The following is an 18,303-nucleotide window of genomic DNA, read 5'->3' on the forward strand; positions in this document are numbered from 1 at the left end:
AGCGGAAGGGAGACAGGGCGTGACGGAGCACCGGCGGCCCCGGCGGCGGAGGCAGGGCGAGCTGGAGGTGCAGGTCCTGTCGGCCCTGCGGGAGGCGGACGCGCCGGCGACCGCGGGCTGGGTGAAGGAGCGCCTCGGCGGGGACCTCGCCTATACGACGGTGATCACGATCCTGACCCGGCTGCTGGCCAAGGGCGCGGTGACCCGGGAACGCTCGGGCCGCTCCTTCACCTGGACCCCGGTGTCCGACGAGGCCGGGCTGGCCGCGCACCGGATGCGCAGGCTCCTGGACGGCGAGAGCGACCGCGAGGCGGTCCTCGCCAGCTTCGTCACCTCCCTCGAACCCGACGACGAGAAACTCCTGCGGGAACTGCTGGGACAGGCGAAGGACGAAGGGGACCACTGAATCCGCATGGGGGTGTTCGTCTTCCTGCCACTGGTCCTGCCCCTGACGGCATGGCCGATCGCCCGGCTGGCCGAGCAGCGTCTGCACCCGCGGGTCGCCACCCGTCTGCTGACGGGCGTGGCCGCGGTGATGGCCCTGTGCAGCACGGTCTGTCTCGGGCTGCTGATGGTGGTCGGCACCGCGCAGCTGCCCGGCAACCCGCTCCCGGACGGCTGGTCGGACCCGGAGGTCCGCGAGGCCGTCCCGTACGACGGGATCGCCGGCCGGGCCGCCATCCCGGCCCTGCTGGCCGTCGCCGCCCTCTGCGCACGCGTGCTGTGGCGCCATACCCGGGTACGGCGACGCGCCCACCGCGCGCTGGCCGGTCTCCCCGGCACGCGGGTCGCGGTCCTGCCCGACGACGAGCCGTACGCCTACGCCCTGCCCGGCCGTGACCGGGACGGGGACCGGGTCGTGGTGACCACGGCACTCCTGTCCGGGCTGCGCCCCGCCGAACGGCGCGCCCTGTTCGCCCACGAGCGCGCCCACCTGGCGGCCCGTCACCACCGGTTCCTGCTGCTCACGCAGCTCGCGGCGCACGCCAACCCCTTCCTGCGCCCGCTGCGCACGGCGGTGTCGTACACCACCGAACGCTGGGCGGACGAGGAGGCGGCCCGTCTCGTCGGCGACCGCAGGGCCGTGGCCCGCGCCATAGGCAGGGCGGCGCTGGTCTCCCGGGGCACGCCGGTGCCGACGCTGGCGGGCCTCGCCCTGCCCGGCCCGGTGCCACGCCGGGTGGCGGCCCTGTTGGCACCCGCTCCCGCGACGCCCGACTGGCCCTCGGTGTTCACCGCGGTCGGCGTGGCGGCCTGGGCGGCGGCCGCCGGTACGGCCGTCTCCGCGCTGTCGTCCGCCAACTCGGCGGTGACGATGATCGTCATCCTGCACGCGGCGACGCCGCTCTGAGGGCGCCGCCGCGCATGCCCTCGTGGCTCAGAGGTCGAACTCGTGCGGCGGCAGGTCCAGGGTGAAACACGCCTCGCGCACGACGGCCTGCTCGGTCTTGTCGAAGTCGCCGTCGGCGCCGCCGATGACGATGCCGATCTGGATGACGGCCCGAGCCTCGGCCGGCTTCTTCTTCGCCTTGGCGACCTCCTGCAACACGCTCACCTTGCCGAACGCGAAGTCAGCGGTCAGTTTGTTGATGTTGTCGTCGAAGCGACGCTGAAGGTCCGCGGCGTCGAAGTTCTGGAGCACCTCGTTGGAGGCGATCAGCTGAGCCACCCGCTGCCGCTCGGAGGGATCGACGGTGCCGTCGGCGGCGGCGACCAGCGCGCACATGGCCATGCTCGCGTCGCGGAAGGCGCCGCTCTTGAGGTCGTTCTTCTTCGCCATGAGCTGGGTCTGCATCGTCGACGCGGATTCTTTGAAACGGTCCCACAGGGCCATGACTACTCCATACGGTCGGTACGGTCGGTATCTACAGCAACGTAGAAACTAGCGGTCGGGCCGATAAGTTCCGAAGGAGCAGAAGTTGTTCGCTACACAGGGCGGGGTGGTTGTCCGATGAGTGCCGCCAACGCATGGCTCGGCCTGCTGGCCGTCTTCGTCCTCACCGCCGGCACCGGTTACTTCGTCGCCCAGGAGTTCGCCTACGTCTCAGCGGACCGGCTCGCCCTCGCCCGTGAGGCGGAGGCGGGTGACCGCCGGGCCGCTCGCGCCCTGACGGTCCTGGAGCGGCTGTCCTTCATGCTGTCGGGCGCGCAGCTCGGCATCACCGTCACCGGCCTGGTCGTCGGGTTCATCGCCGAGCCGTCCGTCTCCGCGCTGCTCAAGCCCGCGCTGACCGGCGTCGGCATCCCCGAGGGCGCGGTCGGCGGGATCTCCGTCGTGCTCGCCTTCGTGCTGGCCACCGTCGTCCAGATGGTCCTCGGCGAGCTGGCTCCGAAGAACCTCGCGATCGCCGTCCCGGAGCGGCTGGCGAAGTCCCTGGCCGCCTCCACGCTGGCCTACCTCAAGGTCGTCGGCCCGGTCGTGCGCGTCTTCGACGGCGCCGCCAACCGGCTGCTGCGCAAGGTCGGCATCGAACCCGTCGAGGAACTCCACCACGGCGCCACCCTGGAGGAGCTCGGCCATCTCATCGGCGAGTCCCACGAACAGGGCGAGCTCCCCAAGGAGACGGCCGAACTCATCGACCACGCCCTGGAGTTCTCCGAGCGCACCCTCGGCGAGGTCATGGTCCCGCGCGTCGACGCCGTGTTCGTGCGCAAGGACGCCACCGCCGCCGAGGCCGTCGACCTGATCGCCAAGCACGGCCACTCCACCTACCCCGTCCTCGGCGACCACCCGGACGACGTCCCCGGAGTCGTCGGCGTGCGCGAGCTGATGAGCCTGCCCGCCGCGCGGCTGGCCACCACCGGCGCGGGCTCGCTGGCCCGCCGCCCGCTGCTGCTGCCCGACACCCTTCCGCTGCCCGACGCGGTCGAGCGGATGCGGGAGCGGGACGACGAGTTCGCCGTCGTCCTGGACGAGCACGGCGGCGTCGCCGGCATCGTCACCTACGAGGACATCGCCGAGGAACTCGTCGGTGACATCGCCGACGAGACCGACACCGTCATCGAGGTCGCCGTCCAGGACGGCGCGGGCTGGCTGGTCGACGCCGGGCGCCGCCTCGACGAGGTCGCCGACGCCACCGGCGTCGAGCTGCCCGAGGAGGACGACTACGACACCGTGGCCGGCCTGATCGTGGACCGCCTGGGCCGCTTCCCGGCCATCGGCGACCGTCTCACCGTCGAACTCCTCGACGAGGGGCGCGCGTTGATCGTCGTACGCACACTGGACCGGCATGTTCCGGAGCGGGTCCGTATCGAGAAGGTGACCGAGAAGATGATCGCGGAAGTGGGGGAGGAGCAGTCTTGAGTTTCCCGATGGCGCTCTTCGTGACCGTGCTGCTGCTGATCGGCAGCGGATTCTTCGTCGCCGCCGAGTTCGCCCTGGTCGCCGCCAAACGGCACCGCATGGAGAAGGCCGTCGCGCAGGGGCAGCGCGGCGCCAAGGCGGCCCTGGCCGGGATGCGCGAGCTGTCGCTGATGCTGGCCGGCGCCCAACTCGGCATCACCGTCTGCACCCTGGGCCTGGGCTCGGTCTCCAAGCCCGCCATCTCCCACGAACTCGACCCGCTGCTGCACGACGTGGGCCTGCCCAGCGCGGTCAGCTACGCGGTGGCCTTCGTGTTCGCGATGCTCGTCGTGGTGTTCCTGCACATGGTGCTCGGCGAGATGGCCCCCAAGTCCTGGGCCATCGCCCACCCCGAACGCTCCGCGATGCTGCTCTCCCCGCCCTTCCGGGCCGTGGTGAAGGCGGTCCGTCCGCTCATCGCGGTCCTCAACCGCATGAGCAACGCGCTCGTACGGCTGTGCAAGGTCACCCCGCGCGACGAACTGGCCTCCGTTCACAACCGCGAGCAGCTCACCCACCTCGTCGAGGAGTCCGAGCGGCTGGGGCTGATCAGCGAGACCGACTCGGAGCTGCTCACCCGCTCGCTCGTCGAGCCCGAGACCCCCGTCGGGGACCTCCGGATCCCGGCCGCGCAGATCACCTCGGTCGACGGTGACGCGGGCGTCGACGACATCCTGCGCCTCGCCGCCGACCACGACCGCACCCGCCTCCTCGTCCTGCACTCCGGCGCGGTCCTCGGCTCCGTCCACGCCCGCGACGCCCTCGTCGCCCGCGCCCAGGCCCGCACCACCAGCGCCCGCGCCCTGGCCCGCCCGGTACCGGAGCTGACCGAGGACGACACGGTCGCCGACGCGATCGAACTGCTGCGCCGCAACCGTGCCTCCCTCGCGGTGGTACGGGACGACGCCGGCGCGCTCACGGGCATGGTGACGCTGGACGACCTGCTGGCCAGGTATCTGCAACCCGCTGGAGGGTCCTGACCGTGCAGCAGGGCCGGGTTCCGCCTCTTCGGGGGCGGAGCCCGGCCCTTCGCATTACCGGGTCCTTCCACGCCGGAAATCCCTCTGTAACGCCCTCGGGGTCTACTCATGTGCAACAAAGATTCACCACAGTGGACACCCTAAGGAGGGGCCCATGGTGACCGCCGCCCCCGATCTCGCCGAACTCGTCCGCGCCGACGGCATCGAGTTCGTGCTGGCCGTCTTCGTCGACCTGACCGGCAAACCGTGCGCCAAGCTCGTCCCCGCGCAGGCCGTCGAGGAACTCCGCGACGAGGGCGTCGGGTTCGCCGGATACGCCGCCGGCGCGCTCGGCCAGCAGCCCAGCGACCCGGATGTCATCGCCCGTCCGGACGCCCGGTCGTACACACCCGTCCCGTTCGTCAAGCCCGGCCTCGCCCTCGTCCACTGCGACCCGTACGTGGAGGGCGAGCCCTGGCCGTACGCCCCGCGCGTCATCCTGCGCAGCCTGCTGGAGCGGGCCGCCGCCCACGGGCTCGCCCCGTCGGTCGGCGCCGAGGTCGAGTACTTCCTCGTCAACCGGGACGAGCACGGCGTACTCAGCGTCGCCGACCCCAAGGACACCGCTGCCCAACCCTGTTACGACGCACGCGGGTTGACCCGGATGTACGACCACCTCACCGCGGTCTCCAGCGCCATGAACTCCCTCGGCTGGGGCAACTACGCCAACGACCACGAGGACGGCAACGGCCAGTTCGAGCAGAACTTCAAGCACGCCGACGCCCTCACCACCGCCGACCGGGTCATCACCATGCGGTACCTGGTCTCGGTCCTGGCCGAACAGCGCGGCATGACCGCCACGTTCATGCCGAAGCCGTTCACCGACCGCACCGGCACCGGCCTGCATCTGCACATCTCACTGTGGCGGGGCGACGAGCCGGCCTTCCCCGACGCCGCCGACGGACGCGGCCTCGGCCTGTCCCCGCTCGCCTACTCCTTCGTCGCCGGGATCGTCGAACACGCCCGGGCACTCCAGGCCGTGATCGCGCCGACCGTCAACTCCTACAAGCGCACCGGCGCGCTCTCCACCCGCTCGGGCGCCACCTGGTCACCGCGCCAGGCGAGTTACGGCGGCAACGACCGCACCCACTTCATCCGCGTCCCCGACGGCAACCGCATCGAACTGCGCGGCGGAGACGGCGCCGCGAACCCGTATCTCGCCGCCGCCGCTGCCCTCGCCGCAGGCCTCGACGGCATCGAACGCGGCCTCGACCCCGGTGAGCCAGGGGCGGCCGGGAAGGGGCCCGAACTCCCGCCCACCCTGCTGCACGCCGTCGAGGCGCTCCAGGAGGACGAGGTCATCAGCGGCGCCCTGGACGCGGCCGGGCCGGGGGTCAGCCGGTACTTCGCCGACCTGAAGCGCGAGGAGTTCTTCGACTGGCACGCCACGGTCGGCTCCTGGGAGCTCGACCGCTATCTCACCGCCTTCTGACCGCCTCCCGCCCGCCTTCCGAAGGGACTTGAGATGTGCGGAATCGTGGGACTCCATCTGCGGGAGCCCGCACTCGAACCGCGGCTCGGTGAACTGCTGACCGCGATGCTCGGCCAGGTCGTCGAGCGCGGCCCGGACTCCGCGGGCGTCGCGGTCTACGGCGACCCGCGCCTGTCGCCGCCCGGCCGAACCGTCGTATCGGTCCTGGGCATTTCGCCGGCCGAGGTCGCCGAAGCCCTGCCCGGCACGCCGGCCCACGACGCCGACGCCACCACCGTCGTGCACGCGACCCCCGCCGAAGTCGCCGCCGCGCTGCCCGGCGCCAGGATCATCGGCTCCGGCGAAGGCTTCGCCGTCCTCAAAGGCACCGGAAATCCGGTCGAGTTGGCCGACTCCTTCGGGCTCGCCTCCGTCACTGGCTGGCAGGGCGTCGGCCACACCCGCATGGCCACCGAGTCGGCCGTGACACCCGAGGGCGCCCACCCCTTCTCCGTCGGTCCGGGCCAATGCCTCGTGCACAACGGCTCCTTCGCCAACCACGCCACCATCCGCCGCGAACTGCGCGCCCAGGGCGTCGAGTTCGACAGCGAGAACGACTCCGAGGTCGGCGCCCGCTTCATCGCCCACCACCTCGAACAGGGCGCCGACCTGGAGAAGGCGCTGCGGCTGCTGTGCGAACGCTTCGACGGCTTCTACACCCTGCTCGTCTCCACCGGCGACGCCTTCGCGGTCGTCCGGGACGCCATCGCCTGCAAGCCGGCGCTCGTCGCCGAGACCGACGCGTGGGTCGCGATGGCCTCCGAATACCGGGCCCTCGACGTCCTGCCGGGCATCGAGGACGCCCGCATCTTCGAACCCGAGCCGGAAGAGGTGTACGTATGGCGACGCTGATCGACCTGGCCGAGACCTCCGTGCGCGACCTCAACCAGGCCCTGCACAAGGCGCCCGCGGCGGCTTGGCGGGTGCTCAATCCGCGCGGTGCGCACGCCGTGGCCTGCGGCATCCGGGAGAACCTCACCGTCGACGTCGACGGCCACGTCGGCTACTACTGCGCCGGCATGAACCAGCAGGCCACCGTCACCGTGCACGGCAACGCCGGTACCGGGGTCGCCGAGAACATGATGTCCGGCACGGTGCGCGTGCGCGGCAACGCGTCCCAGTCGGCGGGGGCGACCGCCCACGGGGGACTCCTCGTGATCGACGGCGACGCGTCCGCGCGCTGCGGTATCTCCATGAAGGGCGTGGACATCGTCGTCGGCGGAGACGTCGGCCACATGAGCGCGTTCATGGGGCAGGCCGGGCGCCTGGTGGTCTGCGGGGACGCGGGTGACGCGCTCGGGGACTCGCTGTACGAGGCCCGCATCTACGTCCGGGGCGCGGTGAAGTCGCTGGGCGCGGACTGCGTGGAGAAGGAGATGCGGCCCGAACACCTCACCGAACTCGCCGAGTTGCTCAAAGCGGCCGAGCGGGACGAGGACCCGGCGGGGTTCCGGCGCTACGGGTCGGCTCGGGAGCTGTACCACTTCAAGGTCGACAACACGGGGGCGTATTAGCTCCGGCGGACGGCCGTCTCTTGGCTGCGGGCCGTGTGTGGCTGGTCGCGCAGTTCCCCGCGCCCCTTACGGGGCGCTACAACTCAGCCATTCCAGAGGAGTTGACCTTGGACCCCGCATCCCACGGCCTGCGCGAGTCGGCGACCTTCGACCGCGCCACCATTCACGCCATCCAGCGTGCCGCCGAGACCGGCATCTACGACATCCGTGGCTGGGGCGCGAAGCGGAAGCTTCCGCACTTCGATGATCTGTTGCTGCTCGGTGCCTCCATGTCCCGGTATCCGCTGGAGGGTTACCGCGAGCGCTGTGACACGGACGTCGTGCTCGGTACCCGGCACGCCAAGAACCCCCTGCGGCTCGCGACCCCCGTCACCATCGCCGGCATGAGCTTCGGTGCCCTGTCCGCCCAGGCCAAGGAGGCCCTCGGACGCGGGGCCAGCGAGGTGGGCACGTCCACGACCACCGGTGACGGCGGAATGACGCCCGAGGAACGCGGCCACTCCAAGCACCTCGTCTACCAGTACCTGCCGTCGCGCTACGGCATGAACCCCGACGACCTGCGGGCGGCCGACGCCATCGAGGTCGTCCTCGGCCAGGGCGCCAAGCCCGGCGGCGGAGGCATGCTGCTCGGCCAGAAGATCACCGAACGGGTCGCGGGCATGCGGACGTTGCCCGTCGGCATCGACCAGCGCAGCGCCTGCCGCCACCCCGACTGGACGGGCCCCGACGACCTCGCCATCAAGATCCTGGAGCTGCGCGAGATCACCGACTGGGAGAAGCCGATCTATGTGAAGGTCGGCGCGACCCGGACGTACTACGACGTGAAGCTCGCCGTGCACGCGGGCGCGGACGTCGTGGTCGTCGACGGTATGCAGGGCGGCACGGCCGCCACCCAGGACGTCTTCATCGAGCACGTCGGCATCCCCACCCTCGCCGCACTGCCCCAAGCCGTTCGCGCCTTGCAGGAGTTGGGCGTGCACCGCGAGGTCCAGCTGATCGTCTCCGGCGGTATCCGGGGCGGCGCCGACATGGCCAAGGCCCTCGCGCTCGGCGCGGACGCGGTCGCCATCGGCACGGCGGCACTGATCGCGCTCGGCGACAACCACCCGAAGTACGACGCCGAGTACCGCGAACTCGGCTCCGCCGCAGGCTACTTCGACGACTACCAGGACGGCCGCGACCCGGCCGGCATCTCCACCCAGGACGAGGAACTCGCCGCCCGCCTCGACCCCGTCGACGCCGGCCGCCGGCTCGCCAACTTCCTGCGGGTGATGACCATGGAGGCGCAGACCCTAGCCCGCGCCTGCGGCAAGGGGCACCTGCTCAATCTCGAGCCCGAGGACCTGGTGGCGCTTACGATCGAGTCCGCCGCCATGGCCCGTGTCCCGCTCGCGGGCACGAACTGGATCCCCGGGGAGGGCCTGTGATCGCAGTCGTGGGTGCAGGCCTGATGGGCGCGGCCACCGCCTGGCAACTGGCCCGCCGCGGCCACGAGGTCACGCTGATCGAGGCGTACGACATCGGCCACAAGCGGGGGAGTTCGCACGGCAGTTCGCGGATCTTCCGACGGGCCTACGGCGAGAAGCTCTACGTGGATCTGACCGGGCAGGCGTACGAGGAGTGGCGCGAGCTGGAGCGCGACAGCTCGACTCCCTTGCTGCGCCTGACCGGTGGGCTCGACTTCGGGGCGGGGCGTGACCCGAAGGGCCTGGGACGGGTGCTCGGCGAGGCCGGAGTGCCGCACGAAGTCCTCTCCGCCGAGGAGGCGTCGGAGCGCTGGCCGTACGTCCGCTTCGACGGACCGGTCCTCCACCACCCGGGCGCCGGGGTGATCGACGCCGACGAGACGGTCGCCGCGTGTGTACGCAGGGCCATCGAGCACGGGGCGGACGCGTGGATCGGGGTGCGGGTGACCGGCTTCGAGGTGGGGGAGAAGGTGCTCCTGCGCACGGACGACGGCCGTGAACTGACCGCCGACACCGTGGTGATCGCCGCCGGAGCCTGGCTGCCCGAACTCGGACTGCCGGTCCCGCTGCCGCTGTTGAAGGTGACCCAGCAGCAGGTCTTCCACTTCCGTCAGCGCGACCCCTCGGTCGTGTGGCCGACGCTGGTCTTCAAGGACGACCTCATGCAGACGTACGGTCTGCCGTCGGGCGGCGACGGCGGTCCGCTGCCCGCCGTGAAGATCGCCGAGCACGACCGGGGCACCCGCACCACCGCCAGTACCCGCACCGGTGTCGTCGACCCGTCGTCGCGCACCCGGGTGAGCGACTTCGTCCGCGACCGGCTGCCCGGTCTCGACCCCGACCCGGTCGCGGAGGCGACCTGTCTGTACACCATCGCCCCGAAGGACGACTTCGTCCTCGACCGGCACGGCCCGCTGGTCATCGTCTCCCCGTGCTCCGGCCAGGGTGCCAAGTTCACCCCGCTCATCGGCGCGATGGCCGCCGATCTCGCCACGGGCCGGGCCGAGCCCCACGACCGCTTCCGCCTGAAGCCCACCGCATAGGATGCGCCGGTGACCGATCAACCGGAACCCGCGGCGGACCTCGACGACAAGGCCCTGGAGCGCATCATCGCGGTCCGGGCCCGCGAGTACCGGCAGGCGGCCGGGCTGTCGGTCGGCGAGATGGCACAGCGGGTCGGCATCTCCAAGGCCATGCTGTCGAAGATCGAGAACGCCCAGACCGCGTGCAGCCTCACCACCCTCTCCCGGCTCGCGCGCGGTCTCGACGTCCCGGTCACCGCCCTGTTCCGCGGCATGGACGACGAACGCGAGGCCGTCTTCGTCCCCGCCGGGCACGGCGCCCGGATCGTCCGCCGAGGCACCAAGGTCGGCCACGAGTACGCCCAGCTCGGCTCGTTGCGCGGCGCGCACAAGCGGATGGACGCCCTGCTGGTCACGCTCACCGAACAGAGCGAGGTCTTCCCGCTCTTCCAGCACGCCGGCACCGAGCTCCTCTACATGCTGGAGGGCGAGATGGTGTACGGGCACGGCAAGTCCCGCTACACCCTGCGCCCCGGTGACGCCCTCCAGTTCGACGGCGAGGCCCCGCACGGCCCGGAGCGGCTGGTGGAGTTGCCGATCCGCTTCCTGACGGTGACGGCCTTCGGGGACAGCCCGCAGCACTGAAACCCGGCTTTAATCGGCCATGAACGTGTCCTGTAACGCACCTTCGGTCTACTGCGGTGAAACGAAGTCTCCTGTAGCTGGACCTCTCCGCGGAGTGTGCGCATGGACACCGGAAGTACCGCTTGGATGCTCGCGAGCACGGCACTGGTCTGTCTGATGGTGCCCGGCCTCGCGCTCTTCTACGGCGGCATGGTCGCCGCCAAGAGCGTCCTCAACATGATCATGATGACCTTCGGGGCCGTCGCGCTCGTCGGCTGTATCTGGGTCGTCTACGGCTACTCGGCCTCCTTCGGCGACTCGATCGGCGGCGCCGGGATCCTCGGTGACGTCACCGAGTACTTCGGCCTCGGCGGCGTCATGAAGGACGACCCGAAGGCCGTCATCCCGCTCTCCGTCTTCGTCGCCTTCCAGGCCCTGTTCGCGGCCCTCACCGCCGCCCTGATCTGCGGCGCCATCTCGGACCGCATCAAGTTCGGCGCCTGGATGGCCTTCACCGGCATCTGGGTCACCCTGGTCTATCTGCCGGTCGCGCACTGGGTGTTCGCCTTCGACGGCGAGAACGTGACCGGCGGCTGGATCGTCAACAAGCTCGGCGCCATCGACTTCGCCGGCGGCACGGCCGTCCACATCAACTCCGGCGCCGCCGCCCTCGCCGTGATCCTCGTCCTCGGCAAGCGCATCGGCTGGGGCAAGGAGGGCGCCCAGGAACGGCCCCACAACCTCCCCTTGGTGATGCTCGGCGCGGGCCTGCTCTGGTTCGGCTGGTTCGGCTTCAACGGCGGCTCCGCGCTGACGTCCTCGAACGCCGCCTCGGTCGTCGTGCTGAACACCTTCACCGCCACATGCTCCGCGATGCTCGGCTGGCTCCTCGTCGAGAAGCTCCGCGACGGCCACCCCACCAGCCTCGGCGCCGCGTCCGGCGCGATCGCCGGACTGGTCGCCATCACCCCGTCCTGCGGCGCGGTCTCCCCGGTCGGCGCGCTCGTCCTCGGCGCCATCGGCGGCGGCGTGTGCGCCCTCGCCGTCGGCCTCAAGTACAAGCTCGGCTACGACGACTCCCTCGACGTCGTCGGCATCCACCTCGTCGGAGGCCTCACCGGCACCCTCCTGGTCGGCGTCCTCGCCACATCGGACGCCCCCAACGGCGTCGACGGCCTCCTCTACGGCGGCGGCCTCTCCCTCCTCGGCAAGCAGGCCGTCGGCGCCTTCGCCGTACTCGCCTACTCCTTCGCCATCACCTGGCTCATCGCCAAGGCGCTCGACAAGACGATGGGCCTGCGGGTCCACCCCGAGGCGGAGCAGGAGGGCGTCGACGTCCACCTGCACGCGGAGAGCGCCTACGACCTCACGCACCCGCCGGCCACCGCCCCCGCCCCGGAGCCCGCCGCTGCCGGGTGAGGCCCGTCCCGTGCCCGGGGTGCCGGCAGTCGCCTGCCACGCCCTGGGCACGGGTGCCGGATGTGAGCGTGATGTGGGGATCAGGGAGGTTCGGGTTCCGTGGGGATGATCTCGGGCATGCATGGGGGCGTTTATGTGTACCCCACAAGGAGTGAACTGCCCGATGAGCGCCCCCGCCATGTCACCGGCCCCCGCCACCCCCGCTCCCGCCGCCCCCGGCCGCCTGCCGTTGCTCGGCCACGCACACAGGCTGGCCCGAGATCCCCTGCCCTTCATCGACTCACTACGAGAACACGGAAGCGTCGTCCGCATAGGCATCGGCCCCTCACCCGCCTACGTGGTGACGGACCCCCTCCTCACCCGCCGGGTCCTCGTCACCGACGCCGTGAGCTTCGCCAAGGGCGGCAGGATCTTCGACGCGCTGCGGCTCGTCTTCGGCGACGGCCTGGCCACCGTAGGCGACGGCGACACGCACATGCGCAATCGCCGTCTGATGCAGCCGATGTTCAACAAGGCGCACATCGCCGGCCGCGGCGAGGCCATGATCGACCAGGTCCGGACCCTCGTGGAGGCATGGCCCGAGGGCAGCTCGCGCGATGTCTTCGCCGACATGAACGTGGTCGCCCTCGGGGCCTTCCTGGCCGCCGTGTTCGGCACCGACCTGCCCGACCACATGGCGGTCGAGTTCACGACGTTGATGCCGGCCATCATGGCAGGATCGATTCGGCAGACGATCCTGCCGTCGTGGATCAGCCGTCTCCCCCTGCCCGCCAACCGCGCACACGAGCGGCGGGTGGCCCGGCTCCGCGAACTCATCGACCAGGCCATCGACCACCACGCGGCCGCCGGTGACACGGCGTCGGCCCAGGCGGCCGGATGCCCGCACGTGGCCGCCGCACAGCGGGAACAGCCGGAGGCCGGGCTCTTCAAGACGCTGATGACGGCGGATGTGCGACTCACCCGCGAGGAGTTGCAGGACGAGGCGATCACCCTGCTGCAAGGCGCGGTCGAGACGACGGGCACCACACTGGCGTGGACCCTGTTCGAGTTGACACAGAACCCGGAGATCGAGCGGCGGCTGCGCGAGGAACTCGACTCCGTCTGCGCGGACCGACCTCTGGAGTACGACGACCTGGACCGACTGCCGTACTCGCTGAGGGTGTTGCAGGAGGCGGTCCGCAAGTACGGCCCGGCCTGGATGGTGACCCGCACCACCACCCGTGACGTCGACCTCGGCGGGTACCGGATCCCCGAAGGCGCGGACGTCGTATGGAGCCCGTATCTCCACCAGAACGACCCCGCCCACTTCACCGAGCCCGACACCTTCAACCCCGACCGCTGGCTCGGGGAACGCGCCCCGAGCACCCGCGGTTCCTTCTTCGCCTTCGGAGACGGCCGGCGCAAGTGCATCGGCGAGAGCTTCGCCTGGGCCGAACTCCAGATCATCCTCGCGACCGTCCTGCGGACCTGGCCCCGCTTCGAGGTGACGTCCCGCCCGCCTCGCAGGCAGGCGGTCATCACGGTCAAGCCGGACACGTTGACGATGGTGTTCGGGAAGTAGACCGGCTCTGTGCGTCGGGGCGGTCAGGGCAGCGGTACGGAGCGCAGGGCGGGGTGCGCCCGGGGCTTGATGACGACATGGCCCGCGTCGCCGCCGGGGACGACGAGCGACGGGATCTCGGCGTCCCGGGCCTCCAGATAGACCGGTGAGGTGCGGGGCGCGGCCGCGCCCGTCCCGTCCGGTCCGGTGTGCAGGTCGATGCTGATCACACGCGACTTGGTCGGATCGTTGACGGGGGTGAAGGTGACGAAGCGCCCGTCGGTCACGCCGCCTTCCTGCGTGGTGGTGGGGTAACGCCACAGCCTGCGGGCCTGGTCGAGGTCGTACGCGTACCAAGTGCCGGCGCCCGGGTCCTCCGCGCTGTCCTCGTACAGCAACAGCACGCCGTCGGCCGTGATCAGTCCGCGGAAGGGTTTCATGCCGCTGTCCTCGGCGGTGGCCAGCGGCCGAAGGGTCGTCGTGTCGAGGCGTCGCAGAGGCGGGAACACGTCGCTCGCCGACGCCGGGCTGCCGGTGCACACCAGGTGGCCGCCACCGGAGAGGAGGCGCGGGCACTCGACGCCCGAGGGGCTGGACGCGGTCGCGGTGCCGGTACGGGCGGCGCGGGCGGTGACCTGGGTGCCGTCGGTGGTGTACACCCGCCCACCGAAGGCGGCGAGGCCACCGGAGGGGTCCGCGTCGAGGCTCTTGTGCCACAGGGCGGAACCGTCGGACGCCCGGTACGCGCCGAGCGCGACATCCGTGTTCGAGTGGTCGCCGGTCGGCGTGTCGAGGGCGTAGACGGTCCCGTCCGCGGCGACCACGCGGACGAACTCACGCCCCTCGGGGAGCTGGTCGGACCAAGCCTGGGTGCCGGTACGGAGGTTGGCGGCCCGGAGCACACGGCCGGCGAATATCAGCGCGCGTTCGTCGGCGGAGTCGAGGACGGGTGCGTTGCTCTGGTCGGTGTCGGTGCCGGTAGCGGGGGTGGTCGCGGGTAGGGACCAGGTGAGGGAACCGTCCGTCCGTGACCGGCCGACGAGGCCGTCCGCCCCTGTGCCGCACACGAGTTGATGCTTCGTGGCGTCGCAGAGCGCTTGGGCCTCGCCGCCGGACGGTGTGCGCTTCCAGGCCTGCCAGGGGCCCTGCACGGGCACGGCGGAGGCAGGAGCCGACGCGGCCGGGATCGACGGGGCCGGGGTCGACGCGGTGGTGTCACGCCCCTCTTCGGTGGGATCACCGGCAGAACATCCACTCACCAGCAACCCCGCGACGGCGACACCCACTGCAAGCCCCACCCGAAACTTCCGCATCAGCGGTCACCCCCCTGTGAAACTCCCATCCTCGCAGGGCGCCCCTGCCCGACCAATCTTGAGGAACTCCCGCGCGCCCCGCAGCCGTACGCGGATGCGTGCCTGCGTCGCGGTGCTGTCGAGACGGACGTCGAGTGCTCCGGGACCGAGGAGGTCGGCTCGGCGTCCGGCAGGCAGCCGGGTGGCGTCGAGGCCGTCGCGGTGGGCGATGAGGACGCCGAGTTCGTGACGGCTGAGGGGGTCGGGTCCGGCCAGGTGGGAGATGCCGGCGTGGTCGGACTCGGTGAGTTCCAGGAGTGCGGCGGCGAGGTCCTCGACGTGGACCGGGCAGCGGATCGTGTCGGTGAACAGCACGCCGTCCGCGGTTCCTTCGGCCAAGCCGTGAACCATCCGCTCGTGCGCGGATCCACCGTCCCCGATGATCAACGAGGTGCGGGCGACCGCCGCACCCGGCACCAGGAGCCGCACCGCGCTCTCGGCGGCGGCCTTCGCCGCACCGTACGGCGTCACCGGATCCGGCAGACAGCTCTCGTCGTAGTGGGTCAGGGAACCGGAGAACACCGCGTCGGTGGAGACATGGACCAGCCGGCACCCGCGCCGCGCGGCGGCCATCGCTAGGCGGATCGAGCCGTCGGCGGTGACCGACCAGTCGTCGTGTCCGCTGGTCGCGTTGACGACGGCGTCCGCGGCAACCGCCTCCAGCACCTCGTCGATCTGTTCGGGGACCCGCAGATCGAGTCGGTGCCAGGAGGTTCCGCGAGCGCTGCCGGGACGGGAACAGTACGTCGCCGCCGTCTTCAGGCCCGCAGTGGTCGCCTGGCGTACGAGTTCCGTTCCGAGAAACCCGCTGCCGCCGATGATCAGTACCTTCATGGCGCCCTACCGTAGGGCGCCGGTTCAGTGCGCGGCCAGGAGCTCCCGCGCCGTACCGAGGGCCTGGTCGGCGTAGGAGCGGCCGAAGAGCACCGCGTGGACCAGGAGCGGGAAGAGCTGGTGGAGTCCGACGCGTCGGCGCCATCCGGCGGCGAGCGGCGCGGCGTCCTCGTAGCCCTCCACCACCTCCGCGAGGTACGGACAGCCGAACAGGCTCAGCATCGCGAGGTCCGTCTCGCGATGCCCGCCGTGCGCCGCCGGATCGATCAACCAGACGTGCCCGTCGGCACCCCACAACACGTTGCCGTTCCACAGATCCCCGTGCAGCCGCGCGGGCTCCTCGGGAGGTCCGGCCAGCTCCGGGAGCCGCGCGCAGACCCGCTCGAACACGGTCGCCTCGGCCGACCGCAGGACACCGCCGTCGACGGCCTGGCGCACATACGGCAGCACCCGGTGCTCGGCGTACCAGCCGGGCCAGTCACCGCCCACCACGTTCCGCATCGGGGCCTGCCCGATATACGCCTCGGTGGGCCCTCCGGGCGGCGGCGCCCCGAACGCGTCCGCACCGGCCGCGTGCAGAGCGGCCAGATCCCGGCCGAACCGCAGCGCTGCCGCCGCACTCGGCCGTCCCTGCGCCACGCACCCGGTGACCAGCCACCGCCCGTCCCGGCCGTGGACGACCGGCACCCGCACCGCACCGGCATCGCCCAGCCACTCAAGCCCCGCGCCCTCGGCCCGCGCCGCGTCCGGACTTCCGGCGTCCTTGACCACCACCGGTCCACCGTCGAGGTCGACTTCGGTGACCGCCGAGGCCAGCCGCCGCTGCGCCCGTACCACTTGCCCGGTGACCGCGGCGGCCACGGTCTCGGGCACGGAGTGAGTCATCGGACCTCCTGCACTGTGGCGCCGTACCGCCGGTCCCATCTTGTCCTGTGCTGGTGTCCTACACCGGTTTGCGCACCATGAACACATCCACCGCGTCCTCCGAGTCGGCCGTGAACCCATGCCGTTCGTAGAGCCGCCGCGCCGCGCTGCCCTGCAACACGTCCAGCCGCACGAGCGCACCCTCGCGGTCGCTCCGCTCCAGCAACTCGGCCAGTACGGCCGAACCGATGCCACGGCCCTGGAGATGCGGGGCGAGGAGGAAGTGCTCCAGCCAGTAGGCGTCCTCGGCGGGGCGCAGGGCCACGCAGCCGGCGAACGCGCCGTCCACCTCGATGGCCCAGGTGTGCTCCGGCTGGAAGGCGTCGCGCAGGCGTTGCCGCACCCGATGCGGGTCGTAGCGTCCGAGGCGTTCCAGATCGGGCCGCATGGCCACGGCGCGTATCTCGACCGCCGGTTCGAGGTCGGCCGGGGAAGCCGGCCGCATGTTCCAGTCCACCATGATCGAAACGCTACCCGGACTTGGTTTCGGAGGCGGATGGGGGCTGGTCGGCCGACGCAGCCTGCTCTGTGGAGGGCGTGGGGGAGGAGGACAGCGTGCGCACCTGGGGGGAGAGCAGTGCCCCCGCGGTGGCCAGTACCACCAGGAGCGCGCACCCGGCGAGGGCGTGGCCGACGCCCACCGCGGCGGCGATGGGTCCGGCGACGAGGAGGCCGAGCGGGGCGAGGGTGAGGGAGCCGAACCAGTCGTAGGAGCTGACCCGGGACAGGACGTGCTCGGGGATCTGCCGCTGGATGGTGGTGGACCACAGCACGCCGAAGACATCGCTCGCGACCCCGGCGGCGAACATGGCCGCGGCCACCGTCCAGACCGGGGCGCGGACGCTGAGCAGCGCGATCGGCACCGCGGCCGGGAACATGCACGCCACGGCGACCAGCAGCGGGCGGCGCACCCGCACCCGGGCGGCCAGTCCCGCCCCGCCGATGGTGCCCACCGCCTGGGCGGCCACGATGATCGACCATGCCCGGGCCCCGCCGAGGTGCCGCTCCGCCATCAGCGGCCCCAGGACGCCCAGGTTGGCGTTGAGCGCGGCGACCACGACCGCGCTCTGCGCGACCACGACCCACAGCCACTGCCGGGAGGCGAACTCCCGCCAGCCCTCCCGCAGATCGGCCCACCCCGACGCCTTGCCGCGCGGCGTGGAGACCACCCCCAGCCGGGCCGTGAGTACGGAACTGACGGCGAAGGAGGCGGCGTTGAGGGCGAGCGCCCAGCCGGCGCCGACCAGTGCGACCGTCACCCCGGACAGCGCGAGGCCGAGCAGGAGGGCGGAGTTGGTGCCGACGCGCAGCAGACCGTTGGCCCGCTGGAGCCGCTCGGTGGGCACCAGCAGCGGTACGAGTCCGTCCATCGCGGGCGCGAAGAGCGCGGTGGCCGTTCCGGCGGCCACGGCCAGCAGACACATCGCGGTGAGTGGCGCGTGCCCGCTCAACACCATCGCGGCGAGGCCCGCGTACGCGCCCATCCCCAGCACATCCGCCAGCGCCATCAGCCGCGAGCGTGACATACGGTCCGCGATCACTCCGCCCACGAGGACGAACACCAGCTGCGGCAGCGCCTGGCAGGCCAGCACCAGTGACAGCCGGCCGGCGCTCGCCCCCGGGAGCGAGAGCACGGCGAACGCCAGGGCCACGCGGGCGAATCCGTTGCCCAGCACGGAGACGACCCGTGCGGCCAGGAGCATGGCGAAGCGCCGGTCCCGCCAGAGCGGCGGACCGTCCGAAGATCGTGTCATGAGCAGGGACCCTAGAAGATT

The 18,303-nt window shown here is 71.5% G+C and carries 18 protein-coding genes; 12 read left to right on the top strand and 6 right to left on the bottom strand.

What is annotated here, in order from left to right; genetic code table 11:
- The first annotated feature begins 19 nt into the window (after positions 1 to 19).
- On the top strand, positions 20 to 406 hold the full coding sequence (locus ABZ928_RS17690; RefSeq protein WP_361519192.1) for a BlaI/MecI/CopY family transcriptional regulator: 387 nt from the start codon (positions 20 to 22) through the stop codon (positions 404 to 406).
- Positions 407 to 412: 6 nt separating this feature from the next.
- Entirely contained in the window at positions 413 to 1,351 is a 939-nt protein-coding gene (locus ABZ928_RS17695; RefSeq protein WP_361519193.1) for a M56 family metallopeptidase, read from the top strand.
- A gap of 27 nt (positions 1,352 to 1,378) precedes the next feature.
- On the opposite strand, the gene ABZ928_RS17700 is transcribed toward ABZ928_RS17695, so the two are convergent.
- On the bottom strand, positions 1,379 to 1,834 hold the full coding sequence (locus tag ABZ928_RS17700) for a TerB family tellurite resistance protein (protein ID WP_361519195.1): 456 nt from the start codon (positions 1,832 to 1,834) through the stop codon (positions 1,379 to 1,381).
- 117 nt (positions 1,835 to 1,951) lie between these two features.
- Between ABZ928_RS17700 and ABZ928_RS17705 the strand changes: the two genes are divergently transcribed.
- The 10 genes from ABZ928_RS17705 (at position 1,952) to ABZ928_RS17750 (ending at position 13,439) form a co-directional block, all read left to right on the top strand.
- Complete coding sequence (locus tag ABZ928_RS17705; RefSeq protein ID WP_361519197.1) at positions 1,952 to 3,304, top strand: hemolysin family protein; 1,353 nt, start codon at positions 1,952 to 1,954, stop codon at positions 3,302 to 3,304.
- Positions 3,301 to 4,323 carry a hemolysin family protein gene (locus ABZ928_RS17710; protein ID WP_361519199.1) on the top strand — a complete coding sequence of 341 codons (1,023 nt, stop codon included), beginning with the start codon at positions 3,301 to 3,303 and terminating at the stop codon, positions 4,321 to 4,323. Before ABZ928_RS17705 ends, ABZ928_RS17710 begins: the two co-directional genes overlap by 4 nt.
- Before the next feature lie 154 nt (positions 4,324 to 4,477).
- Entirely contained in the window at positions 4,478 to 5,794 is a 1,317-nt protein-coding gene (gene glnT / locus ABZ928_RS17715) for a type III glutamate--ammonia ligase (RefSeq protein WP_361519201.1), read from the top strand.
- 33 nt (positions 5,795 to 5,827) lie between these two features.
- Positions 5,828 to 6,685, top strand: coding sequence for a glutamine amidotransferase (locus tag ABZ928_RS17720; RefSeq protein WP_361519203.1), 858 nt, complete (start codon positions 5,828 to 5,830; stop codon positions 6,683 to 6,685).
- Positions 6,673 to 7,347 (top strand): glutamate synthase, encoded by a 675-nt coding sequence (locus tag ABZ928_RS17725; RefSeq protein WP_361519205.1) that lies wholly within the window; start codon positions 6,673 to 6,675, stop codon positions 7,345 to 7,347. The genes ABZ928_RS17720 and ABZ928_RS17725 overlap by 13 nt, the downstream gene beginning before the upstream one ends.
- 107 nt (positions 7,348 to 7,454) lie before the next feature.
- Positions 7,455 to 8,774, top strand: a complete 1,320-nt coding sequence (locus ABZ928_RS17730; protein ID WP_361519207.1) for an FMN-binding glutamate synthase family protein — start codon at positions 7,455 to 7,457, stop codon at positions 8,772 to 8,774.
- Positions 8,771 to 9,856 (top strand): FAD-dependent oxidoreductase, encoded by a 1,086-nt coding sequence (locus ABZ928_RS17735; protein ID WP_361519209.1) that lies wholly within the window; start codon positions 8,771 to 8,773, stop codon positions 9,854 to 9,856. Before ABZ928_RS17730 ends, ABZ928_RS17735 begins: the two co-directional genes overlap by 4 nt.
- A gap of 9 nt (positions 9,857 to 9,865) precedes the next feature.
- Positions 9,866 to 10,480 carry an XRE family transcriptional regulator gene (locus tag ABZ928_RS17740; RefSeq protein WP_059190389.1) on the top strand — a complete coding sequence of 205 codons (615 nt, stop codon included), beginning with the start codon at positions 9,866 to 9,868 and terminating at the stop codon, positions 10,478 to 10,480.
- A 102-nt stretch (positions 10,481 to 10,582) separates the two neighbouring features.
- Positions 10,583 to 11,878 (top strand): ammonium transporter, encoded by a 1,296-nt coding sequence (locus tag ABZ928_RS17745; protein ID WP_361519211.1) that lies wholly within the window; start codon positions 10,583 to 10,585, stop codon positions 11,876 to 11,878.
- Between the two features lie 163 nt (positions 11,879 to 12,041).
- Positions 12,042 to 13,439: a cytochrome P450 gene (locus ABZ928_RS17750; protein WP_361519213.1), complete on the top strand. Its 1,398-nt coding sequence runs from the start codon at positions 12,042 to 12,044 to the stop codon at positions 13,437 to 13,439.
- A 23-nt stretch (positions 13,440 to 13,462) separates the two neighbouring features.
- Here ABZ928_RS17750 and ABZ928_RS17755 read toward each other — a convergent pair whose 3' ends face one another.
- From ABZ928_RS17755 to ABZ928_RS17775, 5 genes are read right to left on the bottom strand one after another with little or no spacing between them, the layout of a single operon-like run.
- The gene (locus tag ABZ928_RS17755) at positions 13,463 to 14,677 is read right to left on the bottom strand and encodes a PQQ-binding-like beta-propeller repeat protein (protein ID WP_361519215.1); all 1,215 of its coding nucleotides are present in this window, start codon (positions 14,675 to 14,677) and stop codon (positions 13,463 to 13,465) included.
- A gap of 60 nt (positions 14,678 to 14,737) precedes the next feature.
- Positions 14,738 to 15,604, bottom strand: a complete 867-nt coding sequence (locus ABZ928_RS17760; protein WP_361519218.1) for a sugar nucleotide-binding protein — start codon at positions 15,602 to 15,604, stop codon at positions 14,738 to 14,740.
- Between the two features lie 24 nt (positions 15,605 to 15,628).
- The gene (locus ABZ928_RS17765) at positions 15,629 to 16,489 is read right to left on the bottom strand and encodes a fructosamine kinase family protein (protein WP_361519221.1); all 861 of its coding nucleotides are present in this window, start codon (positions 16,487 to 16,489) and stop codon (positions 15,629 to 15,631) included.
- 58 nt (positions 16,490 to 16,547) lie between these two features.
- Entirely contained in the window at positions 16,548 to 16,988 is a 441-nt protein-coding gene (locus ABZ928_RS17770) for a GNAT family N-acetyltransferase (RefSeq protein ID WP_361519224.1), read from the bottom strand.
- Between the two features lie 10 nt (positions 16,989 to 16,998).
- Positions 16,999 to 18,282 (bottom strand): MFS transporter, encoded by a 1,284-nt coding sequence (locus ABZ928_RS17775; RefSeq protein WP_361519227.1) that lies wholly within the window; start codon positions 18,280 to 18,282, stop codon positions 16,999 to 17,001.
- Positions 18,283 to 18,303 lie beyond the last annotated feature (21 nt).

Source organism: Streptomyces sp. NPDC046909 (assembly GCF_040644695.1).
In the GTDB taxonomy this organism is placed as follows: Bacteria; Actinomycetota; Actinomycetes; order Streptomycetales; family Streptomycetaceae; genus Streptomyces.